21 protein-coding genes are annotated in these 26582 nt (G+C 68.6%); 6 read left to right on the top strand and 15 right to left on the bottom strand.

Features of this window, described 5'->3' with window-relative positions:
* Positions 1 to 24 precede the first annotated feature (24 nt).
* Positions 25 to 1827, top strand: a complete 1803-nt coding sequence (locus P7B02_RS09420) for an aminopeptidase P family protein (RefSeq protein ID WP_277786092.1) — start codon at positions 25 to 27, stop codon at positions 1825 to 1827.
* A 42-nt stretch (positions 1828 to 1869) separates the two neighbouring features.
* Here the strand turns inward: P7B02_RS09420 and P7B02_RS09415 are convergent, their stop codons facing one another.
* Positions 1870 to 2289 (bottom strand): DUF2147 domain-containing protein, encoded by a 420-nt coding sequence (locus P7B02_RS09415; protein ID WP_277786091.1) that lies wholly within the window; start codon positions 2287 to 2289, stop codon positions 1870 to 1872.
* 105 nt (positions 2290 to 2394) lie between these two features.
* Between P7B02_RS09415 and P7B02_RS09410 the strand changes: the two genes are divergently transcribed.
* Positions 2395 to 3210 (top strand): TrmB family transcriptional regulator, encoded by an 816-nt coding sequence (locus P7B02_RS09410; RefSeq protein ID WP_277786090.1) that lies wholly within the window; start codon positions 2395 to 2397, stop codon positions 3208 to 3210.
* A 5-nt stretch (positions 3211 to 3215) separates the two neighbouring features.
* Positions 3216 to 5027, top strand: coding sequence for an aspartyl protease family protein (locus P7B02_RS09405; protein ID WP_277786089.1), 1812 nt, complete (start codon positions 3216 to 3218; stop codon positions 5025 to 5027).
* 114 nt (positions 5028 to 5141) lie between these two features.
* Here P7B02_RS09405 and ligA read toward each other — a convergent pair whose 3' ends face one another.
* Positions 5142 to 7451: an NAD-dependent DNA ligase LigA gene (gene ligA, locus P7B02_RS09400; RefSeq protein ID WP_277786088.1), complete on the bottom strand. Its 2310-nt coding sequence runs from the start codon at positions 7449 to 7451 to the stop codon at positions 5142 to 5144.
* Between the two features lie 79 nt (positions 7452 to 7530).
* On the opposite strand from ligA, the gene P7B02_RS09395 reads away from it, so the two are divergent.
* Complete coding sequence (locus P7B02_RS09395; RefSeq protein WP_277786087.1) at positions 7531 to 9381, top strand: M20/M25/M40 family metallo-hydrolase; 1851 nt, start codon at positions 7531 to 7533, stop codon at positions 9379 to 9381.
* Here the strand turns inward: P7B02_RS09395 and recN are convergent.
* The 7 genes from recN to P7B02_RS09360 form a co-directional block, all read right to left on the bottom strand.
* Positions 9368 to 11065: a DNA repair protein RecN gene (recN, locus tag P7B02_RS09390; protein WP_277786086.1), complete on the bottom strand. Its 1698-nt coding sequence runs from the start codon at positions 11063 to 11065 to the stop codon at positions 9368 to 9370. The two genes, P7B02_RS09395 and recN, sit on opposite strands and share 14 nt — an antisense overlap.
* Before the next feature lie 30 nt (positions 11066 to 11095).
* A complete protein-coding gene (locus P7B02_RS09385; protein ID WP_347276644.1) occupies positions 11096 to 12091 on the bottom strand; it encodes an outer membrane protein assembly factor BamD in 996 nt (331 codons plus the stop codon).
* An 87-nt stretch (positions 12092 to 12178) separates the two neighbouring features.
* Positions 12179 to 13075, bottom strand: a complete 897-nt coding sequence (lpxC, locus tag P7B02_RS09380; protein WP_277786085.1) for a UDP-3-O-acyl-N-acetylglucosamine deacetylase — start codon at positions 13073 to 13075, stop codon at positions 12179 to 12181.
* Positions 13076 to 13278: 203 nt separating this feature from the next.
* Positions 13279 to 14775 carry a cell division protein FtsZ gene (gene ftsZ / locus P7B02_RS09375; RefSeq protein WP_277786084.1) on the bottom strand — a complete coding sequence of 499 codons (1497 nt, stop codon included), beginning with the start codon at positions 14773 to 14775 and terminating at the stop codon, positions 13279 to 13281.
* A gap of 305 nt (positions 14776 to 15080) precedes the next feature.
* Positions 15081 to 16406: a cell division protein FtsA gene (gene ftsA / locus P7B02_RS09370; RefSeq protein ID WP_277786083.1), complete on the bottom strand. Its 1326-nt coding sequence runs from the start codon at positions 16404 to 16406 to the stop codon at positions 15081 to 15083.
* Between the two features lie 28 nt (positions 16407 to 16434).
* Positions 16435 to 17334: a cell division protein FtsQ/DivIB gene (locus P7B02_RS09365; RefSeq protein ID WP_277786082.1), complete on the bottom strand. Its 900-nt coding sequence runs from the start codon at positions 17332 to 17334 to the stop codon at positions 16435 to 16437.
* Positions 17300 to 18259 carry a D-alanine--D-alanine ligase gene (locus tag P7B02_RS09360; protein WP_277786081.1) on the bottom strand — a complete coding sequence of 320 codons (960 nt, stop codon included), beginning with the start codon at positions 18257 to 18259 and terminating at the stop codon, positions 17300 to 17302. Before P7B02_RS09360 ends, P7B02_RS09365 begins: the two co-directional genes overlap by 35 nt.
* A gap of 89 nt (positions 18260 to 18348) precedes the next feature.
* Here P7B02_RS09360 and P7B02_RS09355 point away from each other — a divergent pair, with 89 nt between their 5' ends.
* On the top strand, positions 18349 to 18588 hold the full coding sequence (locus tag P7B02_RS09355) for a hypothetical protein (RefSeq protein WP_277786080.1): 240 nt from the start codon (positions 18349 to 18351) through the stop codon (positions 18586 to 18588).
* 4 nt (positions 18589 to 18592) lie between these two features.
* Here P7B02_RS09355 and P7B02_RS09350 read toward each other — a convergent pair whose 3' ends face one another.
* From P7B02_RS09350 to murC, 3 genes are all read right to left on the bottom strand, one after another.
* On the bottom strand, positions 18593 to 19975 hold the full coding sequence (locus P7B02_RS09350; protein ID WP_277786079.1) for a M20/M25/M40 family metallo-hydrolase: 1383 nt from the start codon (positions 19973 to 19975) through the stop codon (positions 18593 to 18595).
* Positions 19976 to 20046: 71 nt separating this feature from the next.
* Positions 20047 to 20952 (bottom strand): UDP-N-acetylmuramate dehydrogenase, encoded by a 906-nt coding sequence (gene murB, locus P7B02_RS09345; protein WP_277786078.1) that lies wholly within the window; start codon positions 20950 to 20952, stop codon positions 20047 to 20049.
* The gene (murC, locus tag P7B02_RS09340) at positions 20949 to 22367 is read right to left on the bottom strand and encodes a UDP-N-acetylmuramate--L-alanine ligase (protein WP_277786077.1); all 1419 of its coding nucleotides are present in this window, start codon (positions 22365 to 22367) and stop codon (positions 20949 to 20951) included. Before murC ends, murB begins: the two co-directional genes overlap by 4 nt.
* Positions 22368 to 22422: 55 nt before the next feature.
* Here murC and P7B02_RS09335 point away from each other — a divergent pair, with 55 nt between their 5' ends.
* Positions 22423 to 22875, top strand: a complete 453-nt coding sequence (locus P7B02_RS09335; RefSeq protein ID WP_277786076.1) for a hypothetical protein — start codon at positions 22423 to 22425, stop codon at positions 22873 to 22875.
* On the opposite strand, the gene murG is transcribed toward P7B02_RS09335, so the two are convergent.
* From murG to murD, 3 genes are read right to left on the bottom strand one after another with little or no spacing between them, the layout of a single operon-like run.
* Positions 22872 to 23966 (bottom strand): undecaprenyldiphospho-muramoylpentapeptide beta-N-acetylglucosaminyltransferase, encoded by a 1095-nt coding sequence (gene murG / locus P7B02_RS09330; RefSeq protein WP_277786075.1) that lies wholly within the window; start codon positions 23964 to 23966, stop codon positions 22872 to 22874. The genes P7B02_RS09335 and murG overlap by 4 nt on opposite strands.
* Positions 23967 to 23985: 19 nt before the next feature.
* The gene (gene ftsW / locus P7B02_RS09325) at positions 23986 to 25164 is read right to left on the bottom strand and encodes a putative lipid II flippase FtsW (protein ID WP_277786074.1); all 1179 of its coding nucleotides are present in this window, start codon (positions 25162 to 25164) and stop codon (positions 23986 to 23988) included.
* On the bottom strand, positions 25161 to 26573 hold the full coding sequence (murD, locus tag P7B02_RS09320; RefSeq protein ID WP_277786073.1) for a UDP-N-acetylmuramoyl-L-alanine--D-glutamate ligase: 1413 nt from the start codon (positions 26571 to 26573) through the stop codon (positions 25161 to 25163). Before murD ends, ftsW begins: the two co-directional genes overlap by 4 nt.
* Positions 26574 to 26582 lie beyond the last annotated feature (9 nt).

Genomic DNA, 26582 nt, shown 5'->3' with positions numbered 1-26582 from the left:
GCTGGAGAGGCCTAAATCATCGCCATGCGCCAGACCTTCGACGAATCCACCGATCCCTCCTTCGGCCCCAAGCACGTTCCGCTGATCCGCCAAGCCATGGCGGCCCAGGGCCTGGACGGCTTTCTCGTGCCGCACGAGGACGAGCACCAGAATGAATACCTGCCCGCCGCCAACGACCGCCTGGCCTGGGCCAGCGGCTTCACCGGCTCGGCCGGCGCCGGCGTGATCATGAAGGACAAGGCCGCCGTCTTCGTGGACGGCCGCTATACCTTGCAGGTCCGCGAACAGGTGGATCAGGGCGTGTTCGAGATCCGCGATCTGGTGGAAGGCGGCGTGCCCGCCTATCTCGCCGCGGCTCCCAAGGGCGCCGTCATCGGCTATGACCCGCGTCTCCATAGCCCGGACGCCCTGGCGTCCCTGCGCGCCGCCGCCGAAAAGGCCGGCGCCAGCCTGAAGCCGGTCGCCGCCAACCCGCTGGACGAAGCCTGGGGCCAGTCGCGCCCGCCGCAGCCGACCGCGCCGGTCGTGCCGCAACCGCTGGAATTCTCGGGCGAGGATTCCGCCGACAAGCGCGCCCGCGTGGGAGCCGGCCTGGGCGCGGACGCGGCGGTGATCACCGCCCCGTCCTCCATCGCCTGGCTGTTCAACATTCGCGGCGGCGACGTGATCCGCTCGCCCCTGCCGCTGGCCCAGGCCATCGTCCGCGCAGACGGCACGGCCCGCCTGTTCCTCGATCCGGTGAAGGTGACCGAAGAGCTGCCCGCCTGGCTGGGCAACCAGGTCAGCCTGGAGACGCCGGACGCCTTGCCCGGCGCTTTGGCCGAATTGAAGGGCATGAAGGTTCTGGTCGACCCGGCCCAATCGTCGGCCTGGTACTTCGACACACTGACCCAGGCCGGCGCGACGGTTGTTCGCGGAATGGACCCCTGCGCCCTGCCCCGCGCCTGCAAGAACGCGGTGGAGATCGCCGGGACCAGCGAGGCGCATCGCCGCGACGGCGCCGTGCTCGCCCAATTCCTGCACTGGCTCGCCACCGACGCCCAGGTCTCGCCGCCGGACGAGAAGGAGACGGTCACCAAGCTGGAAGGCCTGCGCGAGGCCACTGGCATGCTGAAGGATCTCAGCTTCGACACCATCGGCGCGGCCAACGGCCATGGCGCCCTGCCGCACTACCGCCCGTCAGAGCGCACCAACGAACGCGCCAAGCAGGGCTCCCTGCTGCTGGTCGACAGCGGCGCCCAGTACATGGACGGCACCACCGACGTCACCCGCACGGTCGCCATCGGCGAGCCGAGCGCGGAGATGGTCCGCCGCAATACCCTGGTGATGAAGGGCCATCTGGCCATCGCCCGCCTGCGCTTCCCGACCGGCACCACCGGCTCGGCCATCGACGCCTTCGCCCGCGCCCACCTGTGGGCCGAGGGGCTGGACTACGACCACGGCACCGGCCACGGCGTCGGCGTCTATCTCGGCGTCCACGAGGGCCCGCAGCGCATCTCAAAGGCACCGAACACCATCGCCCTGCAGCCGGGGATGATCGTCTCCAACGAGCCCGGCTACTACAAGGACGGCGAGTACGGCATCCGCATCGAGAACCTGGAGGTCGTCCTGCCGGCCACGGCGGCGGGCGACGGCGACCGGCCGATGCACGGCTTCCACGCCCTGACCCTGGCGCCTTATGACCGCCGCCTGCTCGACAAGAGCCTGCTGACCGCCCAGGAGATCGCCCAGATCGACGCCTACCACGCCCGTGTGTGGAAGGAGATCGGCCCCCGCGTCGACGGCGACGTGAAGGCCTGGCTGGAAGAAGCCTGCGCGGCTCTTTAAAAAATCCGCTCACCCCGGCGAAGGCCGGGGCGAGCGGGTAAATTACTTCCAGCGCGTCCAGGTCTGCGTCTTGCACAGCGGCGCGACGATGCAGCCCTTCAGCTTCAGGCTGTCCGGCCCCGTCTGCTCGATCGTGCCGCCATAAGTGCCGCCGTCTTCGGGGTTGTAGACCTTGCCGCCGGTCCACTTCTCCGGGCCGCCCTTGAACCCGTAGAGCATCTGCAGGCCCTTCAGAGGCCGGCCGCGCTGGGATTCGTCCTTGTTGCGCCCGTCCTTCAGGGCCGGGTTCTTGTCGATGTTGTCGGAGCCGATCAGGCGGCCGCACAGCTCCGCGCCGCACTTGCTGATCTCGACCTTGCCGTTGGCGGTCGGGGTGCGCCACACGCCGGTGACGTCGGCGAAAGCCGGGGCCGCGGCGAGGCCTGCGAAGGCGGTGGCCAGAGCGATGGTCTTCAGGGTCATGAACTTCCTCCTGTGCAAGCCGTAACGCGCCAGAGCGGCGAGAGGAAGGCGCACCTTACCGATGTTTAATTGGACAAGCGGCGGCGCCTCGATATGTTAGTAGTCATGACAACTACTAATCCCGAAGGCGCCTTGCTGGAGCTCGGCTTCACGGACACCGAGGCCAAGCTGTTCTGCGAACTCACGCGGATCGGCCCCGCCACCGGCTATCGCCTGTCCAAGGCGGTCAGCAAGGCGGCGGCCAACACCTATCAGGCGCTGGAAAGCCTATCGCAGAAGGGCGCGGTCCTGGTCGACGACACCGACGGCAAGACCTGGCGGGCGGTTCCGGCGGACGAACTGATCGCCGCGCTCCAGTCTGGCTTCCAGCAGCGCAGCGAAACCGCCCTGGCCGCCCTGAAGACCCTGCAGGCGCCGCAGGCCGAAGCGCGGCTCTATGCGCTGAAGACCCCGCAGCAGGTGCTGGCCCGGGCCCGCGCCATGATCGCCAGCGCTCAAAGCGTCCTGCTGTTTGACCTCTTTCCTGAGCCCTTCGCGGCGCTGGAGGACGACCTGCTTCGGGCCGTCGCGCGCGGGGTGAGCGTGGCGGGACAGATCTATGCCCCCGCCCACACCGAACTGGATGTGGTTCTCGCTCCCGGATCACCGGCCCAGATCGACGCATGGCCCGGCTTGCAGGTGACCATCATCCCCGACGCCCGCGAGCACATGGTCGCCCTGCTGTCCCGCGACGCCGAGCGTTGCCTGCATGGGGTGTGGAGCGACAGCCCCTACCTCGCCTGCGTCCAGCACAGCGGCCTGGCCGCCGAGTTGGTGCTGGGCGCCCAGACCAGCGGCCGCCCCCTGAAATTCAAACCTGCGCTGTTCGCGTCCCGCCCGCCGGGCCTGGACGAGCTTCTCGGCCCCCCTTCCGGAGACTGACCCCGATGAAATCGATTCTGATGGCCGCCGCGGCGGTCTGCGCTCTCGGCTTGCCTGCGGTCGCCCAAGCGGACGCCAGATCCGACGCCGTCGCCCGATATGTCGCCTGGCGGGGCGGCTCGGCCTTCGAGAAGGCCGATGGCCTGCTGGTGAAGGGCGTCACCGACAACGGCCGGTTCAAAGGCGCTCTTGAACGCCGTATCGAGCCCGGCCGCACGCTGGAGAAGTTCAACCTCGGCTCGGCGACCACCCATCGCGCCTTCATCGGCGACAGCGGCTGGACCGTCAGTCTCAGCGGACAGGTGGAGACCGCCAGCAAGGGCGCCGCTCAGCAAGCCGCCAACCGCCGTCTGGCCCTGTTTGACGACGCCCTGCGCGGCGACAAGCTCAGCCTGCAGCCGGATGAGACCTTCGACGGCAAGACCGTGCAGGTGCTTCGGGCCAGCTTCGATGAACGCGACCGCTACGACCTGCTGATTGATCCCGCCACCGGCGCGCTGATCGCCGACCGCCTGGTGGAGAGCGGCCAGAGCACCCTCACCCGCTATGACGACTGGCGGACGGTCGAGGGCGTGCGCATCGCCTTCAAGGAGGTGCAGCAGATCGCCGATGACCCTTTCAAGACGACCATCACCCTGACATCCGCCGATCTGAACCCGAAGGCCGACGCCAAGGCCTTCGCCCGCCCGACCCCGAAACAGATCTTCGCCTTCGCGGACGGAAAGACGGCCACCGCGCCCATGGGCTTCGAGTTCTATCTTGGCTCGCGCATCTACATTCCGGCGACGATCAACGGCGCGCAGACCCATGTACTGCTCGACAGCGGGGCCGAAGCCACCGTGCTCGACAAGGCCTTCGCCGAGAGCATCGGCCTCAAGGCCAGCGCCATCGTCCCTGCCGCCGGCACCGGCGGCCGCGACGTGGCCGAACTGGCCAGCGGCGTGACCATCCGCATCGGCGACATGACGCTGCGCGACATCACGGTCGCGCTCATGGACCTCAAGCCCATCGCCGACATGATCGGCCGCCCCCTGCCCGTGATCCTGGGCAAGGAGGTGTTCAACGAACTGGTCGTCGATCTGGATTTCGCCAGCAAGACCATCGCCTTCCAGGATCCGGCGAAGTTCACGCCCAAGCCCGGCGCCGTGCCGGTGCCCGTCACCAGCACCGGCGGCATCCACGCCATTCCGGCCTCGCTTGAAGGCGGCGAACCGGTCCTGTTTGATTTCGACCTGGGCAACGGCGGCCCGCTGCTGGTCTTCCCCGGCTACTGGAAGCCGCGCGGCATGCTGGCGGATCGCCCCACGTCAAAGAGCCTGTCCGGCGCGATCGGCGGGCTGAAGACCCGCAGCGTGGCGACGGTGAAGACCCTCACCCTGGCGGGCGTGACCTTCAGGGACATCCCCGCCGTGTTCGGCGATGAGGACGGCAGCGCTCTCGACGCCACCCACACCCAGGGCAATATCGGCATGCCGATCCTGAACCGTTTCGACCTGACCACCGACTATCCGCGCAACCGCCTCCTGCTGAAGCCGCGCGCGGAGGCTGTCGCCCTGCCCTTCACCAAGGACCGCTCGGGTCTGGTCCCGCAGTTGAAGGACGGCGGCTTCGTCCTGGCCATGGTCTCGCCGGGGTCTCCCGCCGAGACAGCAGGCCTGAAGGCGGGTCAGGTGATCACCGCCGTCGAGGGCAAGCCCGCCGCCGAACTGGGCGTGGCGGGGCTGAGCAAGCTGCGCACCGCGCCCGCCGGCATGCCGCTGAAGCTCACCCTCAGCTCGGGCGAGACGGTCAACCTGATCCTGAAGGATTACTACTGACGATTTAGATCCTCCCCCTCCGGGGGAGGGGAACCGCGAAGCGGTGGAGGGGGTAGGACCGGGCTCCTGCTCAGCAAGCCCCCTCCGGGCCACCTCCCCCGGAGGGGGAGGATCTTAAGCGCCGATCATCGCCAGCCACTCGTCCTCGGTCAGCACCTGCACTCCGTGCTTCTCGGCGTCCTTCAGCTTGGAGCCGGCGCCGGGTCCCGCCACCACCAGGTCGGTCTTCTTGGAGACCGAGCCCGACACCTTGGCCCCCAGGCTCTCGGCCTTCGCCTTGGCCTCGTCGCGGGTCATCTTCTCCAGCGCGCCGGTGAAGACCACGGTCTTGCCAGCCACCGCCGTGTCGGCCTTGGGCCGCTCGGCGTCGATTATCTCGGTGAGCTCGCTCTCCAGCGCCTCCACGACCGTCAGGTTGTGAGGCTCGTGGAAAAAGTGGGCCAGGGCTTCGGCCGCCACAGGGCCGACGCCGCTGACGCCGGCGATCTGGTTCAGCATCTCGGACGGTCCTTGGCGCGCGACCTCCGCCAAGCGACGCAGTCCGGCCCAGTCATCCGCCAGACCAGCCAGCGCACGGCGCGCCGGCGTCGCCAGGCCCGGGAACGCCTGGCTGATCTTCATGTCCAGCGTCGCCTCCGGCCAGGGATCGGTTTCGGCCAGGACCGCCTCGGCCATCTGGATGAGGACGCGGGCGGAAACGCCGGGGGTCGCGGCCAGCTCCCGCCAGGCGTCACTGGGCAGGCCCCGCGCGGCTTCCAGGCAGGCTGCCTTCAGCGCCGTCCAGCTTTCAAAGGCGCGCGCCAGGACGATGGAGGTTTGCTCGCCGATGTCGCGAATGCCTAGGCCGAACAGGAACCGGTCCAGGGCGATGCGGCGGCGCGCGTCGATGCCGGCGACCAGATTGCGGATGCTGGTTTCGCCGTAGCCGTCCTCGCCCTGCAGCTCGGTCAGCTTCGCCTCGTCCCGCGCGAGGCGGAAGATGTCGGCGGGCTCCTTGATCCAACCCCGCGTGTGGAAGGCGATCAGCTGCTTCTCGCCCAGGCCCTCGATGTCGAAGGCGCGGCGGCTGACGAAGTGCTTCAGCCGCTCGACGATCTGGGCGTCGCAGATCAGACCGCCGGTGCAGCGCCGCTTGACCTCGTCGCCTTCCCGCATGGCTTCGGAGCCGCAGACGGGGCACTGATCCGGAAAGACGTAAGGCTGCGTGTCAGCCGGGCGCAGTTCCGGCACGAAGCCCAGGATCTGCGGGATCACGTCGCCGGCGCGTTGCAGCCGCACCGTGTCGCCGATCCGTACGCCGAGGCGTTCGATCTCGTCCTCATTGTGCAGGGTGGCGTTGCGCACGACCACGCCGCCTACCGTCACCGGATGCAGACGCGCCACGGGCGTCAGCGAACCGGTGCGGCCGACCTGGATGTCGATGCCTTCCAGCACGGTCGTCGCCTGCTGGGCCGGGAACTTGTGGGCGATGGCCCAGCGTGGGGAGCGGGCGACGAAGCCCAGACGCTGCTGCCAGTCCAGCCGGTCGACCTTGTAGACGACCCCGTCGATGTCGTAGTCGAGCAGCGACCGCGCCTCGCCGATCTCGCGATAGACCGCCAGCAGGCCCTCGGCGTCCTTCACCCGCACCGAGCGGTCGTTGACTACGAAACCCCAGGCTTTCAGCTTCTCCAGCGCCCCGTGCTGGGTGTCCGAGAACGGCTCGCTGACCTCACCCCAGGCATAGGCGAAAAAGCGCAACGGCCGCTTGGCCGTGATGCTGGAGTCGATCTGGCGCAGGGAGCCCGAGGCGAAGTTGCGCGGGTTGGCGTAGGTGCGGGTTCCCGTCTCCTCCGCCGCCTTGTTGAAGGCTTCGAAGCCGGCCAGGGGCGCATAGACCTCGCCTCGCACCTCGATCACCGCCGGCACGTCGCCGGTCAGGCGATGCGGAATGTCGGCGATCTGCTTCAGATTGGCGGTGACGTCCTCGCCCGTCCGGCCGTCGCCGCGCGTGGCGCCGCGCACCAGCACGCCGTTCTCGTAGCGCAGGGAGGCGGACAGCCCGTCGATCTTCGGCTCGGCGGCGAACTCCACCGGCTCGTCGTAAGGCAATTTCAGGAAACGCCGGATGCGGGCGACGAAGTCCGCCACCTCTTCATCAGAGAAGGCGTTGTCCAGCGACAGCATGGGCACGCCATGCTCCACCGGGCTGAAGGCCGCCGAACGCGCCGCCCCGACCCGCATGGACGGCGAATTGTCCCGAACCAGATGTGGAAAGGCCTGCTCAAGCTCGGTGTTCCGCCGCCGAAGCAGGTCATACTCGGCGTCGGGGATGGTCGGCGCCTCGTCCTGATAGTAGGCGATGTCGTGCGCGGCGAGAGTGTCGGCGAGCGCGGTCAGCTCGTCGGCGGCTTCGGTTTCGGTCAGGGACTCAATCGGCTTCACATGGGCATTTCTGGCAGCCAAAGCCGCTTTCCGCCAGCCGTCCTTCCTGCTTGGATGGGCGCAACAAAGGGGTAGATTCATGGGCAGGATCATCGCGGCGCTCGTCGCCATCGCCGGAGCGCTGCTGATCGCGTTCCTCGCCGTGCAGCCGCCCGCCCCCAAGCCCGCCGACGCACCGGCCAACAGCTTCTCCGCCGCCCGCGCCATGCGCGACGTGGCGGAGGTCGCCCGCGCGCCCCACCCCACCGGTTCGCTGGAGAACACCCGCGTACGGGCCTATCTGGCCGAGCGCATGACCAGCCTGGGCCTGGAGGTCCGGGTTCAGACCTTCACCGTACCCGAGAAGACCCGCGAAGCCTTGGCCAAGTGGAGCAAGGACCCGATCCCCGATGAAGGGGTCAATCTGATCGGCGTATTGCCCGGCCGCGACCGCACCCAGCCGGCCGTCCTGCTCATGGCGCACCACGACACCGTTCCGGGGTCGCCAGGCGCCGCCGACGACACCGCCGGGGTGGCCGCGATCCTCGAGACCGTGCGCGCCCTGAAGACCGAGGGGCCGCTGGCCCGCGACGTGATGGTGCTGCTGTCGGACGCCGAAGAGATCGGGCTGGTGGGCGCAGAGGCCTTCTTCCGCGACCATGCCATGGCCAAGCGCGTCGGCGTGGTGGTCAATCTGGAGACCCGCGGCGGCGGCGGCCGCGCCAATATGTTCGAGACCGGCGCCGGCAACGGCGCGATGATGGACCTGTACGCCCGCGCCGTCAGCCAGCCGACGACCAACTCCTTGTCCGTGCTGATTTACGACCTGATGCCCAACAGCACCGACTACACCAACGCCAAGACGCGCGGCGTGCCGGGCTTCAACATCGCCTTCGTCGGTGATGCCTATCTCTACCACTCGCCCCTGGCGACGCCGGCCAATCTGGACCAGGGCTCGCTGCAGCACATGGGCGATCAAACCCTCGAGCTCACCCACGCCCTGGCCACCGCTCCCGCCCTGCCGCCCAAGACCGAGGACAAGGTCTTCAGCGACCTGTTCGGCCTGGTGACCATCGCCTATTCGCCGGTGATCGGGTGGCTGGTGCTGGCGGTCGCGGCGGGCCTGCTGATCTATGCCGGCTGGCAGGTGCGCCGCGCCGGCGTGCTGCCGTGGACCAGCGTCGCCGGCGGCGCCGTCCTGACCTTCGCCCTGACCGCCAACGCGGCCCTACTGCTGACCGTCTTCAACCAGCTGTCGCTCGCCCCTGGCAAGCCGGACTACTACGACCGCCTCGCCGCCATTCCGCGCCTGGAGATCCAGGCCGGCCTCGTGGCCTTCGCCGTTCTGCTGGCCTTCGCTGTCCAGCCCGCCGGCAAGAAGTGGCTGCACATGCTGCCCGCACTAGTTTTCGCCCTCGCCGGCTTCGCCCTGGGCGCGCCGCCAATCGTGCTGCTGGTCATGGCGGCCTTCGCCATGCTCCTGCCGCCGGCCGTCGCGGTCTTGAAGCCCGGGACCTGGGGCGGCTGGTTCGGCATGGCCGTCGTGGTGATGTTGCTCGGCGTCGCCATTCAGGCGAGCTATCCCACCGGCGGCGCGCTCTTTGCCTGGCCGCTGTTGCTGGCCGGAGTCATGGCGGCGGGCGTGACTCTGCTGGGTCAGCGCTGGAGCGTGGGCTTGGCGGTTCTCGCCGTCGGCGCGGCGGTGGGCTGCGCCTACCTTCTCACCATCGGGCACCTGGCCTTCCTGGGTGTGGGGACGGACTTCGCCGCCGCGATGATCCTGCTGCTGCTGCTGTGCGCCCTGCTGATCTGGCCGCTGCTTCAGGGCGCGGTCAAACCGGCCTGGGGTCTGGCGATCTGCGCGGTGCTGCTGATCGCGGCAGGCGGGATCGCCACGTCGGTCCGCCTCGACCCGATGGCCGACAGCGTGCCGCCCGCTAGCCGCCGATAAGCGCCCGGGCGGCGGCGCGGGCCGCCTCGGTGATCTCGGCGCCCGCCAGCATGCGGGCGGTCTCCTCCTCCCGCGCGGCGGGAGACAGGACCTCGACCTTGGTGCGCAGCGCCTCGCCGTCGCCCGCCTTGGCGATGCGCCAGTGGGCGTGGCCGCGCGCCGCCACCTGCGGGCTGTGAGTGACCACCATCACCTGCGCGTCACCGGCCAGACGGCGCAGGCGCAGGCCCACGGCGTCGGCCACGGCCCCGCCGACGCCCTGATCCACCTCGTCGAAGATCATCAGCGGCTGCGCGCCCTCGGCGCGGCCAGCCAGGGCCGCCTTCAACGACAGGGCGAAACGCGCCAGCTCGCCGCCCGAAGCGATGGCCCCAATCTCACCGAACGGACTGCCCGGGTTGGTGGCGACCTGGAAGGTGATGCGGTCCATGCCGGACGGTCCGGCCTTGTCCTCGCCCATCGGCTCGACCGCCACGCGGAAGCGGGCCTTCTCCAGCTTCAGGGGGACCAGCTCCGCCTCGACGGCGGCGGCCAGACGGTCGCCGGCGGCCCTGCGTTCGGCGGTCAGGGTCTCGGCGGCGAACAGATAGGCCTCGCGCGCCTCAGCGGCCTCACGCTCGGCGGTGACCAGGCTTTCGCCCACACTCTCCACCGATTGAAGGCGCTGGGCGTACTCGGCGCGAACCAGCGGCAACTCCTCGACGGAGACGTTCAGCTTGCGGGCCATGCCGCGCAGGGCGAACAGCCGCTCCTCCGCCCTCTCCAGGCGGTCGGGCTCAAATTCAAAGGCGTCAGCGGCGGCGTCCACGGCGGCGGAGGCTTCCTGCGCCTCCACCAAAGCCCGGTCCACGGACTCGCAGGCGGCGATCAGGCGCGACACTGCCTGGCCGTCCGGCGTGGCCCCGGCCTGCAGAGCCCGGTCACGGGCGCGCTCCAGGGCGCGGAAGGCCTGGGCCAGGCGGTTGGACAGGCCATCGCCGGAAAGCTGCTCCTGGGCGGAGGCGATGTCGGCCAGGGCCTTCTCCGCCGAACCCAGCAGGGCCCGCTCTTCCGCCAGCTCCGTCTCCTCCCCTTCGCGGGGATCGAGGCGGTCAAGCTCGGCGAGCCGCAGGCTCAACTCCTCGATTTCGGCTTCGGCATTGGCGGCCTGGGTGCGCAGGCCCTCCAGCACCTCGCGGGCGGCGCGCCAGGCGCTCCACGCCGAGGCGACGGCCGATGCGCTCACCGCGCCATAGGCGTCCAGAAGCGGACGGTGGGTCTTGGAATCCAGCAGGCCGACGGTCTCGTGCTGGCCATGGACCTCCAGCAGCATGCCGCCCAGGTCCTTCAGGACCCCGACACTGGTCGCCTGATCGTTGACGAAGGCCCGCGAACGGCCGTCCGCGCCCAACTGCCGACGCAGGACCAGATCCTCGCTGCGATCGTAGTCCAGGCCCTTCTCGTCGAGATAGGCCCAGACGGGATGGTCGGGGGTCAGGGCGAACAGCGCCGTTGCCGAAGCCTGGGACGCGCCTCGGCGGACCAGGCCCGCATCGGCGCGCATGCCCGTCGCCAGACCCAGGGAGTCCAGAATGATCGACTTGCCGGCCCCGGTCTCACCCGTAAGCACGGTGAGGCCTTCGCCGATGGACAGGTCCAGGCTTTCGATCAGGACGACGTCACGGATGCCGAGGCCGATGAGCATGGGCCCAAGATCGCCGCGAATCTTCTCAGATCAAAGAGGCCAGAGTCGCTTCAGGAAGCTCTTCTTGGGCTTCGGCTGCGCCTTCACGGCCGGCGTCGCGGTCGCTTCGGCCGTCGGAGCCTTGCGTTCGCCAGCCGCGTTGGGGGCTTGCTCCACCGGCGGCGGCAGGGCCCGGTTCTTGCCGGTGCCGGTCAAACGCTCCAGATAGCTGCGCTTGGCGCCGGGCGTGCGCGGCTCGACCGCCGGGCGCAGGCCGCGGTCGTTCAGCAGGCGGTATGCGTCGCGGTACCAGATGTCGCCGCCATAGTTGTAGCCGAGCACGGCGCCGTTCTTGGTCGCCTCGTCGATCAGGCCGACGGTCAGATAGCTCTCCACCAGACGGTACAGAGCTTCCGGCGTGTGGGTGGTGGTCTGATAGCGGTCGACGACGGTGCGGAACCGGCCGATGGCGGCCAGAGCGTTGCCGTTGCGCAAGTAGTGACGACCGATGGTCATCTCCTTGCCCGCCAGCTGGTCGTTGACCATGTCGATCTTCAGGCGCGAATCCAGGGCGTATTCGGTGTTCGGATAGCGCTGGACGACCTCGCGCAGGGCGGCGAGCGCCTGCTCGGTGTAGGCTTGGTCGCGTTCGACGTCGACGATCTGCTCGAAGTAGCAGATGGCCTTCAGGTAGTAGGCGTAGACCGTCGACGGATTGCCCGGATACAGCGAGATGAATCGCTCGGCGTCGCCGATGGCCTCGGCATAATCGTTGCCTTGGTAGTGGGCGTAGGCGGTCATCAGAATCGCCCGGCGCGACCATTCCGAATACGGATGCTGACGCTCCACTTCCCGGAAGTAGTTTACGGCGTCGTCCCACTCACGGCGGTCCAGACGGTCCGCGCCCGTGGCGTAGAGGAGTTCGACGGGGCGTTCCTCATACTGAATCGTCGGCTTCTTCTTGTTGCCGGCGCAGCCCGACACAGCGAGGGCTGCGACAAGCGCGGCGCTGACAACGACCGTACGGCTCACAGGGTTACGAAGCACGAATCCTCACCTGGCAGAACAAACGCGCGCCCCCGCGCCGTCAGCGCTTCTACACCACCGATGAGCGGGCGCAAACGCAGAGAAGATTCAGACCGCTTCGGCGAGATCGGCGGCGTAGGTGCGGATGCGCCAAGCCGACGGATTAGCCACCACGGCGCGGGCCAGGGCGTTGTTCAGGCCGTGACCGGCCAGCACGCCCTCGAAGCGGCCCAGGATGGGCGAACCGAGCACATAGAGGTCGCCGATGGCGTCCAGCGCCTTGTGCCGCACGAACTCGTCCGGACGGCGCAAACCTTCGGGATTCAGCACCCGGTCGCCGTCGATGACCACGGCGTTCTCCATAGAGCCGCCGCGGGCCAGGCCAATGGCGCGCAGGGCCTCGACCTCATGCACGAAGCCGAAGGTGCGGCAGTCCGAAAGCTCTTCGCGGAAGGCCTGCTCGTCCATGACCAGATCGACGCGCTGGCGGCCGATGGCCTTGCTGCCGAAGGCGATCTCGAAAGCGACCTCGAAGCCGTCGGCGGGCGTCAGGGTGGCGCGCTTGTCGCCGTCCACCACCTCGATCGGGCGCAGAATTTCGATGTAGCGACGCGGCGCTTCCTGGCGACGGCGGCCGGCGCGGTCCAGCATCTGGACGAAGGGCTCGGACGAGCCGTCCATGATCGGCACTTCCGGACCGTCGAGCTCGACGATGGCGTTGTCGATGTTCAGGGCGGCCAGGGCGGCCATCAGGTGCTCGATGGTCGAGACCGAGACGCCCGCGGCGTTGTTGATCACCGTGCCGAGTTGAGTCTTGCCGACGGACTGGGCGGTCGCCGGCACGACGTTGTCGCGGTCAGCGACGTCGGTGCGGACGAAGACGACGCCGGTCTCGATGGCGGCGGGACGGATGGCCACGCGAACGCGCGCACCGGTGTGCAGACCCACGCCGGCGAAGATCGCCGGCCCGGCCACGGTGTGCTGAAAGTGCGTTGTTGCAGACACGAGCGATCCTTCGAAACAAACATAACCGTCAAAGACGCAGACGGTTTCACGCCCCAGCTTTGATTTACGAGGCGCGTTGCTGCACCGCAAAACAAGTCCTGTTTCGGATTGTTTCTCGCGCAGCGCGTTGAAAAATATGGCGAAAATAAAACACGCCCCGCACAAGGCGGGGCGTGCTCAAGGCCAGATTTTGGCCGTATTTTTTAGTTCGCGAGACGACGCAGGAACGACGGGATTTCGAGATCCTCGCCTTCCTCGTTCAGCTCCTGCTCGATGGGCTGAGCCATGGGGCGGGCCGAGCCGCCGCCTGCGACAGCACGGGCCTGCGGTGCGGGCGCCGGAGCGGCGTCATAGCGCTGACGTCCACCGAACAGGCTGAAGAAGCCGCTCTTCTGCTGACGAGGCTCGTCAGCGTAGCGGTTGTCCACGAACATCGGCTCGTCCTGAGCGACATCGTCCACCAGCGGATCGACGATGCGGGTCACCGGCTGCGGCGCGACGGGTTCCGGCGCGTATTCGGCGGCAGGCTCCGCGGCGTAGAGGTCGGCCTGAGCGATCTCGGGTTCGATCTCAGCGACCGGCTCCACATAGGCGGGCTCGGGCGCAACGACCGGCTCAGGCGCGGCGGCGACCGGAGCAGCAGCTGGAGCCGCCGGGGCGGCCTTCTCCACGATCAGCGGTGCGGCGCCGATGTTGGAGGTCCGCGTGGTGCGAGGCTCCGACGCGATCATCGCGGCGCCGTCCATGCCGGTGGCGACCACCGACACGCGGATCACGCCGTCCAGCGACGGATCGAAGGCCGCGCCGAAGATGATGTTGGCTTCCGGATCGACCTGGTCGGAGATGGCGTTGGCCGCCTCGTCCACTTCCAGCAGCGTCATGTCCAAGCCGCCGGTCACGTTGACCAGGACAGCCTTGGCGCCCTTCAGGGACACTTCGTCGAGCAGCGGGTTCTGGATGGCGTTCTGAGCGGCCATCAGGGCGCGGTCTTCGCCGGTCGCCTCGCCGGTGCCCATCATCGCCTTGCCCATCTCGGTCATGACCGTGCGGACGTCGGCGAAGTCGAGGTTGATCAGGCCCGGCAGCACCATCAGGTCGGTGATGGAGCGCACGCCCGAGTGCAGGACCTGGTCAGCCATGCCGAAGGCTTCGGCGAAGGTCGTCCGCTCGTTGGCGAGACGGAACAGGTTCTGGTTCGGAATGACGATCAGGGTGTCGACGTAGCGCTGCAGCTCGGCGATGCCGGCGTCAGCCAGACGCATGCGGTGACGGCCTTCGAAGTGGAAGGGCTTGGTCACGACGCCGACGGTCAGGATGCCGCGCTCGCGGGCCGCCTTGGCGATGATCGGCGCGGCGCCGGTGCCGGTTCCGCCGCCCATGCCGGCGGTGATGAAGACCATGTGGGCGCCGTCGAGGTGCTCGCCGATCTCCGGGAAGCTCTCTTCAGCGGCGCTCATGCCGACTTCAGGATGGGCGCCGGCGCCGAGGCCTTGCGTCACCTGAACGCCGAGCTGGATGCGGCGGTCGGTCTTGGCGAACTGGAGTTGCTGCGCGTCGGTGTTGCCGACCACGAACTCCACGCCTTCGAGACCCGCCTCGATCATGTTGTTGACGGCGTTGCCCCCCGCACCGCCGACCCCGAAGACGACGATCCGCGGCTTCAATTCAGTCGTGCGCGGCGCCGAGAGAGAAATAGCCATCTTTTTTGGACCCCAAGTCCTTCGCCGAAGTCATCGAGGGTTAAGGCGACCCCGCTCGCCAGCCCCGTCGATGACGGTTCGGTTAACAGTTGAACCACCATCGTTAATTGGCAGTTAACTGCATACGCTGAGTCGGAAGGCGTCAAAGAGGCGGAAAATCGAATTTTCCCTGTTGCCTCAAGGAAATCCCGAGTCGGACCGGGGTTCTCTGTGGACAGTTTCAGACGTTAACCAGGGTGCGGCGAATTAACCACGAGTCGGATTCGCCGCCCATTCTCGGACGGCCGAATCCCCTCGCCGATTCCCTAGAGGTTGTCCCGCAGCCAGGCCGCCGCGCGCGCCAGGGCGCCCGCCGACGGGTCCACCGGTTCGCGGCGCACCTTCTGTCCCATCAGCTGCTTGGCCGAGACCACTTCACGCGGACCAAAGGCGGCGCGCTGAAGAACGCCGGCCGAGGCGCAGAAGGCCGGGCCCGAAGCGGCGTCCGCCAGATGCGGCAGACGACGCGGGCGGCCCAGGCGGACCGGGCGGTCGAACACCCGCACGGCCACTTCACGCACGCCAGCCAGCTGGCTGGCGCCGCCCGTCAGAACGATGCCCGCGCCCGGCTCGACCGGCGCGCCGGAGGCCTTCAGGCGTTCACGCAGCAGTTCAAGCGTCTCTTCCACGCGCGGGGCGATGATGCCCTTCAGCATGGAGCGAGGGGCCACCACCGGACCCGCGCCCGGATCGTCGCCGCGCGGCGGGGCTTCGATCATCTCGCGGTCCTCGTTCGAGGAGGCGATGGCCGAACCATGCAGGTTCTTGATGCGCTCGGCGCCGACCAGCGAGGTCGACAGGCCGCGGGCGATGTCCTGGGTCACGTGGCCGCCGCCCACCGGCAGGCTGTCCACATGGACCAGGGCGCCGTCGTTGAACACCGCCACCGAGGTGGATCCGCCGCCCATGTCGATGCACACGGCGCCCAGATCCATTTCGTCCTCCTCCAGGGCCGCCAGGGCCGAGGCGAAGGGCGCCGCCACCACGCCTTCGAACGACAGGTGGGCCCGCTCGATGCAGTGGCTGAGGGTGTGGAAGACGTTCTCGTTGATCGAGACGACCAGCAGCTCCAGGCCCAGCGAGCGGCCGAACATGGCGCGCGGGTCCTTCACGCCCTTCTGGCCGTCGACGGACCAGGCCATGGGCAGCATGTGGATCGGCTTGCGGCCCGGCAGCTTGACCTGGGACAGCGCCAAGCCAATGGCGCGCGACAGGTCGGCGTCGCCGATGGGACGGGCGCCGAGCGAGACCTGGGCGCGGACACGATGGCTGGCCAGCTGGCCGCCGGCTGTCGACACGGTGACGCCCTGGACGGACACGCCGGCCACGGTCTCCGCGCGCTCAACGGCCTGGGCGATGGCCTGGGCGGCCTCGTCGAGGTTGACGATCGCGCCGCCGCGCACGCCGCGCGACTGCACATAGCCGACGCCGGCCGTGGTCAAGGCGCGTTCCTCGCGCTTGATCCCGTCACCCTTCATGATGAAGCAGCTGACCTTGGACGCGCCAAGATCAACCGTGGCGATCACCGGCTGACGCTGGAGCGCCGCCTTCAGGCCGTCCCGGGCCTCTCGCCTTTCTTCAATCCTCGACATCGAGTTCCCCAACCCAGCTTTCTGCCTTCTACGCGCCACCGGCCACCATCTGGCCGACAGCCGGAGCATCCTTCGGACGCACCGCAATCATTTCGGGGTCACGCAGATCGATGCGCGCGAACCCCAAGTCCAAAATTCTCTGACGCTGATCCAGCTGATCGAGCTGGATCAGGGCCGACTCCTCGTCGATCGCCGGCAACTGGACGAGCGAGCCGTCCTTCAGGCGAAGGTCCCAACGGCGCTGGTCCACGCGGACCATGGCCTCCAGGCGGTCGGTGAGCCGCTCACGCTGCGCCACCGCCGGCAGGATGGCCGGGGCCGCGATGTCCGCGCCGGCGCCCACGATCAGCGGAAGCTGCGGGAAGCGGCCAGGATCGGCTTCGGTGATGACCCCGCCCTCGCCGTCGATGACGACGGTGCGGCCGGCGTGCTGCCAGACCGCGGTGGGGCGGCGTTCCTTGACGGCGAGAACCAGGGTGTCCGGCAGAAGGCGCACGACCTTCACTTCCTTGACCCAGCCCACCGACTGCACGCGCTGACGGACCTGCTCCAGGTCCAGGCCCAGCAGCGGCTGATCCCGATATAGGCCGGACGCCCGCAGGATATCCGGCGAGGCCATGGCCGACGCGCCCTGCACATGGACGGCCTTCAGCCGGAAGCCCATGGCGGCGAAACGATTGTCGACTCCGGTGGAGACGCCCTCGGCGATGCGATGCGCTCGGTCGCCGGTGGCCAGCATGACCACGACGCCCAGGACCAGCACGGCGCCGCCGGCGGCCAGCAGAACCAGGGGAGAAAGAGACGGGCGTGCGGGAGCCGCCCCCGGCGCAGGCTTCTTCGCCGCGCGCGTGTTTACCGGACTAGCGGGCTTTTTGACCCGAGGCTTGGCGTCATTACTTTGCCGAGCCCCCCGCTGCGCCGCGGGCATACGCGTCCTCCGTGATCCAAAGCACTAACTGGTCGAACCCGATTCCCTCATGTGCCGCCTGCTCTGGAGCGAGCGAGGTGGGAGTCATGCCGGGCTGGGTGTTGACCTCCAAAAGGACCAGAAGATCGTTAATGTCGTCATAACGAAAGTCGCTTCGGGTAACGCCTCGGCAACCAAGAGCAACGTGCGCCAGCTCCGCCATGCGCATGGCCCGATCACGGGCGCTCTCGGAAATCGGCGCCGGCAGGACGTGGATCGATCCGCCCTCGGAATACTTGGCGTCGTAATCGTAGAAACCGGTGCTGGAGACGATGTCCGTCACCGCCAGCGCCTTCGGCCCATCGGCATGGCCCATGACCGCCACCGCCAGCTCCTTGCCGGCGATGTAAGGCTCGACCATCACCTCCTCGCCATAGGTCCAGGCGGGATCGGCCAGTTGCTGCGGCGGGCTGTTGGCGCCCTCGAACACCAGATAGACGCCGACGGAGGAGCCCTCGGCGTTGGGCTTCACCACATACGGCGGCGCCATCACGTGGTCGCGCGCCACGTCGTGACGGTTGAACAGGCCGCCGCCCGGCACGACCACGCCAGCCGCCGCCAGAACCGCCTTCGCCTTGGCCTTGTCCATGGCCAGGGCCGACGGCAGCACCCCCGAATGGGTGTACGGCGCGCCATAGGTCTCCAGGATGCCCTGGACGCAGCCGTCCTCGCCCCAAGCGCCGTGCAGAGCGTTGAAGATCACGTCCGGCCTCAGGCGCTCCAGCACCGCCGCCAGATCGCGGCCGGCGTCGACGCGGCTGACCTTGGCGCCAAGACGCTCCAGCGCGTCGGCGCACTCACGCCCCGAGACCAGGCTCACCTCCCGCTCAGACGAAGGACCGCCCAGCAGGACGGCGACGTGTTTTCCGGTCAGGGGGAGAGTCATGGACAAGCCTTTGAAGTTGCCCGGCGGTTCTGGACGACTCTCAACCACCTGTTAAGCCCGTCCGGCTTATTTGTGGCCGCATGGACGCGGTGAATCGCATCGTTGGCGGTATCCAGCACTACGGCGGGTTCCGGGAAATCCGGCCCATCGAGGCCGTGCGCGCGCCCCGTCCCGAGTCCGCGACCGTCTCGGTCATGCAGTCGCTGAATGGCGGATCCGCCTCCCCCGCCGTCACTTTCGGCGGCGCGCTGGCCGGCGCTCAAACGCCGAAGGCGGCCCAGGCTCCCGCCCAGACCGCCCCCGGTTCTCTCGTCAACGTCCGGATCTAGACGCTTACTTGGCCGCCGCGCCCAGGGCGCGGAAGTCGATGTCGCTGTCCGCCACCAGATAGATGAAGCTCGTCCAGGCGGCGACGTTCTGCGCCAGCTGCGCGGGATCGACCTTGTCCAGGGTGTCGTCCGCCGTGTGGTGGAAGTCGAAATAGCGGCTGGCGTCCTGGTGCAGGTTGATCACCGGCACGCCCGCCCGCTCGATCCCCGAAATGTCGGCGCCGCCGCCGGCCGACGGCGCGCGATCGGTGTAGATCTTCAGCGACGTCATGATCCGCGAGGCTTGCTTCATCACCGGGTGCTCGGCCGAGCCCTTCGGCAGGGCCAGCGCGTAGATGCGGTCAGCGCCGGTGTCGCTTTCACCCGCCAGGACGATCTTCGACAGCTCGTTCTGGTGCGCGGCCAGATAGGCGTCGGAAGAACCGCCGCTTTCCTCCGAGCCCCACATGACGACGCGGATGGTGCGCTTGGGACGCTTGGGCAGATCGGCGATCAGCTTCGCCGCCGCCGTGGTGATGGCGACGCCCGTGGCGTCATCCAGAGCGCCGGTGCCCACGTCCCAGCTGTCGATGTGGCCGCCGATGACGATGATCTCGTCCGGCTTCTCCGAACCGCGGATCTCGCCGGCGATGTTCCAGGCCACGTCCTTGGCGTCGGTGCTGTTGGCGAGCTTCAGCTTCACCTGCACCGGCCCCTTCAGGGCCAGGCGCTCCAGCAGGTCGGCCTCTGGCACGCCCAGGGCGGCGGCGGGCACGTTCGGGGCGTCCGTGCCGTGAGCGGTCGTGCCCGTGTGCGGCACGGTCGAGGTGGAGGTGGAGACCGAGCGGATCAGCAGCGCCAGGGCGCCGCGCTTGGCCGCCTCGGCCGGGCCGCCGCGGCGCGGGGCGCCGGCAGGGCCATAGCCGGCGCCGTCCTGAGCGCGGGTCATCGGCTCGTTCACAAAGGCGATCTTGCCCTTCAGCGAACCGGCCGGCGCGGCCAGCAGCTCGTTATAGGTCTTGAAGAGCACCACCTCGGCCTCGATCCCGGCGGCGGGGGTCGAGATGGTGCGGCCCAGGCCGATGATCGACAGCTTCTGCGGATAAGGCGCGGTGATCTCGGCCCACTCTTCGCCGCGCGTCCAGGACGGCTTGGCGAACTCCTCGGCGACCACGTTGGTGAAGCCCATGGCCTTCAGCTTGGCCACGCCCCAGTCCTTGGCGCGCTCCATGGCGGGCGAGCCCACCAGACGCGGGCCCATGTCGGTCAGCTCCTCGGTGATCTCCCACGCCAGGTCGCTCTTCAGCGCCTTGTCGCGCAGGGCCTCGGCCGTGGCGATGTCCTGCGCGTAAGCGCCAGTGGAGAGAGGCGCCGTGGAGGCGGCGGCGAGGAGCAGTTTGCGGATCATGGACTCAACCCCAACAGAAGGAAGGGGCGAAGCTATACCAATGACGGCGGTCGTAAACTGTCAGCAGGCTGTCAGGCCTTGCCGATCCGCTTGATCTCCCATTCCAGCTCCACGCCGGTCTTGGCCTTCACATCGGCGCGCACCGCCTCGCCCAGACCTTCCAGGTCAGCGGCGGTCGCCTCGCCCGTGTTGATCAGGAAGTTGGAGTGCAGCGGCGAGAACATGGCCCCGCCGAACGGCTTGCCGCGCCAGCCCGCCTCATCGACCAGCTTCCAGGACGAGTGCCCCGGCGGGTTCTTGAAGGTGGAGCCGCCGGTCTTTTCGCGGATCGGCTGAGTCGTCTCGCGGCGGGCGGTGATCTCCTCCATCCGCGCCTGGATGGCGGCGGGCTCGTCGGGGGTCCCCTCGAACAGGGCGCCGGTGAAGATCAGGTCGCCGGCCGCCGCGCGGGCGGATTTGCGATAGGTGTAGCCGAGGTCGGCGTTGGACAGGGTCACGCGCTCGCCCGAGCGAGTGACGGCATAGGCTTCGACCAGCACGTCCTTGGTCTCGGAGCCATAGCATCCGGCGTTCATCATCAGGGCGCCGCCGATGGAGCCCGGCACGCCGCGATAGAACTCCAGCCCGGCGATCCCCGCCTTGGCCGCCTCACGCGCCAGGATGGCGTCCGGAACGGCCGCGCCGGAGAAGATGCGGTTGCCGCCCCGCGCCTCGACCTTGGCGAACGGACGCCCGCCCAGGCGGATCACGACGCCCTCCACCCCGCCGTCGCGGACCAGGGTGTTGGAGCCGACGCCGATGGGCGTGACCGGCACGGCCGGATCGAGCCCGCGCAGGAAGTCGGCCAGATCGTCCTCGTCCTCCGGCAGGAAGATCAGCTCCGCCGGCCCGCCGACGCGGAACCAGGTGAAAGGCGCCAGAGCCTCGTCACGCAGCAGCTTGCCGCGAACGGCCGGAAGAGTGTCGCGCCAGCTCACTGAGCAAGCGCCTCGAGTTGCGCCGGCAGGGCGTAGGCCCAGCTGGTGATGTCGCCGGCGCCGAGCAGGACCACCAGGTCGCCGGCCTTGGCTTCCTCCGCCACGATACCCGCCAGGGCCGCCGGGCTCTCCAGCGGGATGGCGCGGCGGTGGCCGAAGCGGCGCAGTCCTTCCACCAGCCCATCGCGATCGACGCCTTCGATCGGCGCTTCGCCGGCGGTGTACACGTCAGCCACGATCACCACGTCGGCGTCATTGAAGCAGGAGCTGAACTCCGCCATCAGGTCGCGCAGGCGGGTGTAGCGGTGCGGCTGGACCACGGCGATCACCCGCCCCTCGGTCACCGCGCGGGCAGCCTTCAGGACGTTGGCGATCTCCACCGGATGGTGGCCGTAGTCGTCGATGACCCGGACGCCGTTGGCCACGCCCACGGTGGTGAAGCGGCGCTTCACCCCGCCGAACCCGGCCAGCCCCTTGCGGATGGACTCGGCGTCCACACCCAGCTCCCGGGCCACAGCGATGGCGGCGGTGGCGTTCAGGACGTTGTGCTGCCCCGCCATGGGCAGGTGCAGGCCTTCATAACGGACCTCCTCGCCATTCAGGGGCGAGATGACCACGTCGAACCCGGCGCCGTCCGGGCCCATGGTGATGTTCTGAACGCGGACCTCGGCCTGCGGGTTCGTGCCGTAGGTCACCAGGCGCCGGTTCTCGATCCGCGAGGTCAGGGCCTGGACTTCCGGGTGGTCGGTGCACACCGCGCAGAAGCCGTAGAACGGAATATTCTCGACGAAATCCTGGAAGCCCTTCTTCACGGCTTCGAAGTCGCCCCAGTGATCCAGGTGCTCGGCGTCGATGTTGGTGATGATGCCGACGGTCGACTTCAGGCGCAGGAAGCTGCCGTCGCTCTCGTCCGCCTCGACGACGATCCAGTCGCCCTCGCCCACCTTGGCGTTGGTGCCGTAGGCGTTGATGATCCCGCCATTGACCACCGTCGGGTCCAGGCCGCCCGCGTCCAACAGAGCGGCGACCATCGAGGTGGTGGTGGTCTTGCCGTGCGTGCCCGCGACCCCGACGGAGAACTGCAGGCGCATCAACTCGGCCAGCATCTCGGCCCGGCGCACCAGCGGCAGGCGCGCGTTGCGGCCGGCGACCATCTCCGGATTGTCCTGCTTCACGGCGGTCGAATAGACCACGGCCGAAGCGCCCTCCACGTGGGCGGCGTCGTGGCCGATGAAGATCTTCGCGCCAAGCTGCGCCAGGCGATCGGTATTGGCGCTGGCTTTCGCGTCAGATCCCTGAACCGTATAGCCGATGCGCAGCATGATTTCGGCGATGCCGCTCATGCCGATGCCGCCGATGCCGATGAAATGCACGGGGCCGAGTTCGAAGGGGACAGGACGTCGACGCTTGATCATGCCAGCCGGATTAAATGATTTGCGACGGGCCGGAAATGCCCTCCTGACGGGGATTTTGCTGATCGCCGCCCCGGCGCACGCCCAAGCCCCGGTCAAGCTGTCGCTCAAGCTTGTTGATGTGGGCCGCTACGCCGCCTTCGTGGAGGAGAACGGGGTCGCTTGGACCGGGCGGACCGCGAAGCTTCGGGTGCTGCAGGTGGTGGAGACCGACTTCGTGGCCGCAAGAGAGGCCTACTGGGGCGGCTGGCAGGCTCTGACCATCAATTGCGCCGCCCGCACCCTGGTCCGCGACGGTTACGCCAGCATCCGCGCCACCGGCCGCGAAGGTCCGCTCAGCGGCAAACCCACATCGCCCGAACCCATTCCCGGCGGCGGCATGGAGGAAGCTGCCGCCAAGCTGGTCTGCGACGGCCATGCGCCCTTCCCCGCCGTGCCTGTGGCGGAGAGCGTCGAACAAGCGGTGAAGATCGGCCGCCCCCTGATCGAGAGCGGCGCGGAGCCCAACTAACGGGCGGTCGCCTCGACCAGGTCCGCCAGCTTGGCGGCGGCGTCCGGCGTTCCCGCCTCATGCGCCGAGGCCGCCATGCGGGCCAGGCGCGGACCATCCCGCAGCAGGGCGTTCAGAGCCCCAGCCATGGTGTCGGTGGTCAGTTCGTCTTCCAAGGCCACCGCCGCCGCGCCCGCGTCTTCCAGCAGGCGGGCGTTGTAGCGCTGGTGGTCGTCGGCGGCGATCTTCAGCGGCACCAGGATCGACGGACGGCCGGCCACGGCCAGCTCGCACACCGTCGAGGCCCCTGCCCGTCCGACCACCAGATGCGCCTTGCCCAAGCGGCCCGCCATGTCGCGGAAGAAGGGCGCGATCTCGGCCTTCACCAGGGCGTTGGCGTAGAGGCGGCGGGCATTGTCCATGGACTCCGCCCGGGTCTGCTGCTGGATCTCCAGCCGCATGCGGATGTCTTCCGGCAGACGGATCACCGCCTCGGGCACCAGTTCGGACAGCAGGCGCGCGCCCTGGCTGCCGCCGGTGATCAGCAGGCGGATAGGACCGTCCTCGCCCGGCGCCTCATAGGGCTGGTCGTACAGGGCCTGGATCGGCGGGCGGACCGGATTGCCCACCACATGCGCCCGCGCCTTGGCGGCGGGAGCGGCCAGCTCCAACGTCGGGAAGGCGCAGGCCAGTTGCGTCACCTTCGGCGCCATGAAGCGGTTCACGCGGCCGAGCACCGCGTTCTGCTCGTGGATCACCGTCGGGCGCTTCTGGCCCGTGGCCGCCAGCAGGGCCGGCAGCGACGGATAACCACCGAAGCCCACGACGACCGCCGGGTTCAGGCGCTTGAACGCTTTCCGCGCCTGCATCACGCCCGCCAGGATCGCGAAACCAGCCTTGATCATGCCGACCGGGTCGCCCTTCTTGAAGGTCGCGGCCGACAGGAACAGCTTTTCTTCCGCCGGGAACTTGTCGGCATAGAGCTCGCCGCGCTCGTCCGTGGCCAGCACCACGCGCCAGCCGCGCGCGATCAGAGTCTCCGCCAGGGCCTGGGCGGGGAACATGTGCCCGCCGGTTCCCCCGGCGGCGACAACGGCGACCTTGCCGGTCATGAGCACTTACCCCTCAAGCTCACGCGAAGGCGCCGGCCCGAGCCAGCGCATCCGTCGATGAATAGGCCCCCGGGCGGCGACGCGTCAGCGCCAGCGCCATGCCCAGGGTCAGCCCCATGGCGAGCATCGAAGACCCGCCATAGGAAATGAACGGCAAGGTCATGCCCTTGGTCGGGATCAGGTTCAAGTTCACAGCGACATTGATGATCGCTTGTTGGCCCACCAGCACGAAAAGGCCGGCCGCTGCGACCTGCTCGAACGGGTCCGACAGCTTCATGGCCTTGTACATCCCGCGCACCACCACGAAGGAGAACAGGCTGATCAGGGCCAGGGAGAAGACCAGACCGTACTCCTCTGCCGCCACCGAATAGATGAAGTCGGTATGCAGGTCGGGCACGTGACGCTTCATCACCCCCTCGCCCGGACCACGGCCGAACAGGCCGCCGGCGGCGATCGCCTCGGAGGCGCGGGTGATCTGGTGGGTGTCCGCCTGTTCGGGGCTGAGGAACTTGGTCACACGCGCCCGCACGTGGTCGAAGATGAAGTAGGTGCTGACCAGTCCGCTCAGCGCCAGCGCACCTAGCCCCATGATCCAGGACAGCGGCACGCCCGCCATCCAGAAGGCCGCGCCGAAGGCTACGGTGATCAGAACCGTCTGGCCTACGTCGGGTTGGATCAGCAACAGCGCGACCGCAAGGCCGTAAAGGCCGAAGGCGATGGACACGCCCGGCACCCCCTCGCCCTTTTGCCCCTCGGCGAACATCCATGACACCAGCACGATCAGGGCCGGCTTCATGAACTCCGACGGCTGCAGGGTGAACCCTCCGATGGCCACCCAGCGGGCGGCCCCCTTGGCCGTGTGCCCGATGAACGGCAGGGCCGCCATGATCAGGATCGCCACGATGTAGACGAAGAACGCCGCCCGCCGCACGCCGCGCGGCGTCAGCATGGAGGCGGCGATCAGGATGACGCTGGCCGCGCCGGCGAACACGCACTGGCGCAGGGCGAAATGGAACGGGTCGTCGATGCCCATGCGCAGCGCCGCCGCCGGACTGGAGGCGAAGGACAGCAGCACGCCGACCACGATCAGCGCCGCGACACCGCCCAGCAGCCAGTGGTCGGTCGTCCACCACCACACGCCGAACCGCGACTGGTCGGTGCGGGCGAAGGCGTGGGCGTTGTTGCGCTCTCCGCTCAAGCCGTCGCCCCCTTGGGCGTCTTGGACAGCTTCTGGACGGCCGTGCGGAACGCCTCGCCCCTGGCCTCGAAATCAGCGAACTGGTCAAACGACGCGCAGGCCGGCGACAACAGAACCACCGCCTCTTCGCCAGAGGCCTTGGCGTCGGCATAGGCGGCCATGACGGCGGCCTCCAGCGTGCCGCACTCCTTGGCTGGGGCGCGATCCTTCAGCGCCGCGCCGAACGCCGGCGCGGCGTCGCCGATCAGGTAGGCCTTGGCGATGCGCGGAAACAGATCGGTCAGGCTGTCGATTCCGCCGGCCTTCGGCACGCCGCCGGCGATCCAGTAGAAGCGCGGATAGGACGACATGGCCTGACGCGCCGCATCGGCGTTGGTGGCCTTGCTGTCGTTGACGAAGCGGACCTTGCCGATGGTCGCCACCGTCTCCATCCGGTGCGCCAGCCCGGGAAAGGTGCGCAGCCCCTCAGCCGCGTCGGCCATGGAGATGCCCATAGCCCGGGCGGCGGCATAGGCGGCGGCGGCGTTCTGCCAGTTGTGGCGGCCCGGCAGACTGCGGGCCCGCAGCAGGTCGGCGACCTCGGTCACCCGGTCGCCGGTAGCGTCGTAAAGCACGCCCTGCAGCACATAGACGCCGCGGCCCATGGCCCGACCGGCGCTGATCGGCCAGATGGTTCGGCGGTTGGCGGCGGTGATCTCGGTGCAGATCTGCTGGCACCAGGGATCATCGACCCCGATGATCGCCGTGTCGCCCTTGTCCTGGTTCAGCAGGATGCGGCGCTTGGCGGCGATGTAGCCCTCCATCCCGCCATGGCGGTCCAGATGGTCGGGCGAGATGTTCAGGATGATCGCCGCGTCGGCCTTCAGGCTGCTGGTCAGGTCTAGCTGATATGACGACGTCTCCAGCACATAGACCGCCCCGCCGTGCATGTCGTCGAGGCTCAGCACGCCATAGCCGATGTTGCCGCCGATGCGGGTGTCGCGGCCGGCGCTGCGGCAGATGTGACCCAGGAGAGCCGTGGTCGTGGACTTGCCGTTGGTGCCGGTGATGGCGGCCACCTTGGGGCGCTTGTGCGCCGGCGCGGCGTTCACGGTGCGGGCGAACAGCTCGATGTCGCCCAGGATCTCGACCCCAGCGGCCTGCGCCTTCTCCACCACCCAATGCGGCTTGGGATGGGTCAGGGGCACGCCCGGCGACAGCATCAGGGCGGAGATCTGCGACCAGTCGGCGGCCCACAGATCCTTCACCGTCAGGCCCTCGGCCTGGGCGGCTTCGCGGCCGGAAGCCTTCTCGTCCCAGGCGATGACCTTGGCCTTGCCCGCCAGCAGGGCGCGCGCGGCCGTGAGCCCCGTCCGGCCCAGGCCGAACACCGCGACTGTCTTGCCCTCGAAACCGCGGACCGGGATCATGACCTGAAC

Source organism: Caulobacter segnis, assembly GCF_029543125.1.
Classification (GTDB): Bacteria; Pseudomonadota; Alphaproteobacteria; order Caulobacterales; family Caulobacteraceae; genus Caulobacter; species Caulobacter segnis_D.
Note: the sequence above shows the minus strand (reverse complement) of the source record. Positions and strands in the feature narration are given on the sequence as shown.

Bases quoted from the DNA above. Each gene is read 5' to 3' on its own strand.
- P7B02_RS09420 (WP_277786092.1), top strand. From the start codon at position 25: ATGCGCCAGACCTTCGACGAATCCACCGATCCCTCCTTCGGCCCCAAG.
- P7B02_RS09415 (WP_277786091.1), bottom strand. From the start codon at position 2,289: ATGACCCTGAAGACCATCGCTCTGGCCACCGCCTTCGCAGGCCTCGCC.
- P7B02_RS09410 (WP_277786090.1), top strand. From the start codon at position 2,395: ATGACAACTACTAATCCCGAAGGCGCCTTGCTGGAGCTCGGCTTCACG.
- P7B02_RS09405 (WP_277786089.1), top strand. From the start codon at position 3,216: ATGAAATCGATTCTGATGGCCGCCGCGGCGGTCTGCGCTCTCGGCTTG.
- P7B02_RS09395 (WP_277786087.1), top strand. From the start codon at position 7,531: ATGGGCAGGATCATCGCGGCGCTCGTCGCCATCGCCGGAGCGCTGCTG.
- recN (WP_277786086.1), bottom strand. From the start codon at position 11,065: ATGCTCATCGGCCTCGGCATCCGTGACGTCGTCCTGATCGAAAGCCTG.
- ftsZ (WP_277786084.1), bottom strand. From the start codon at position 14,775: ATGGCTATTTCTCTCTCGGCGCCGCGCACGACTGAATTGAAGCCGCGG.
- ftsA (WP_277786083.1), bottom strand. From the start codon at position 16,406: ATGTCGAGGATTGAAGAAAGGCGAGAGGCCCGGGACGGCCTGAAGGCG.
- P7B02_RS09365 (WP_277786082.1), bottom strand. From the start codon at position 17,334: ATGCCCGCGGCGCAGCGGGGGGCTCGGCAAAGTAATGACGCCAAGCCT.
- P7B02_RS09360 (WP_277786081.1), bottom strand. From the start codon at position 18,259: ATGACTCTCCCCCTGACCGGAAAACACGTCGCCGTCCTGCTGGGCGGT.
- P7B02_RS09350 (WP_277786079.1), bottom strand. From the start codon at position 19,975: ATGATCCGCAAACTGCTCCTCGCCGCCGCCTCCACGGCGCCTCTCTCC.
- murC (WP_277786077.1), bottom strand. From the start codon at position 22,367: ATGATCAAGCGTCGACGTCCTGTCCCCTTCGAACTCGGCCCCGTGCAT.
- murG (WP_277786075.1), bottom strand. From the start codon at position 23,966: ATGACCGGCAAGGTCGCCGTTGTCGCCGCCGGGGGAACCGGCGGGCAC.
- murD (WP_277786073.1), bottom strand. From the start codon at position 26,573: ATGATCCCGGTCCGCGGTTTCGAGGGCAAGACAGTCGCGGTGTTCGGC.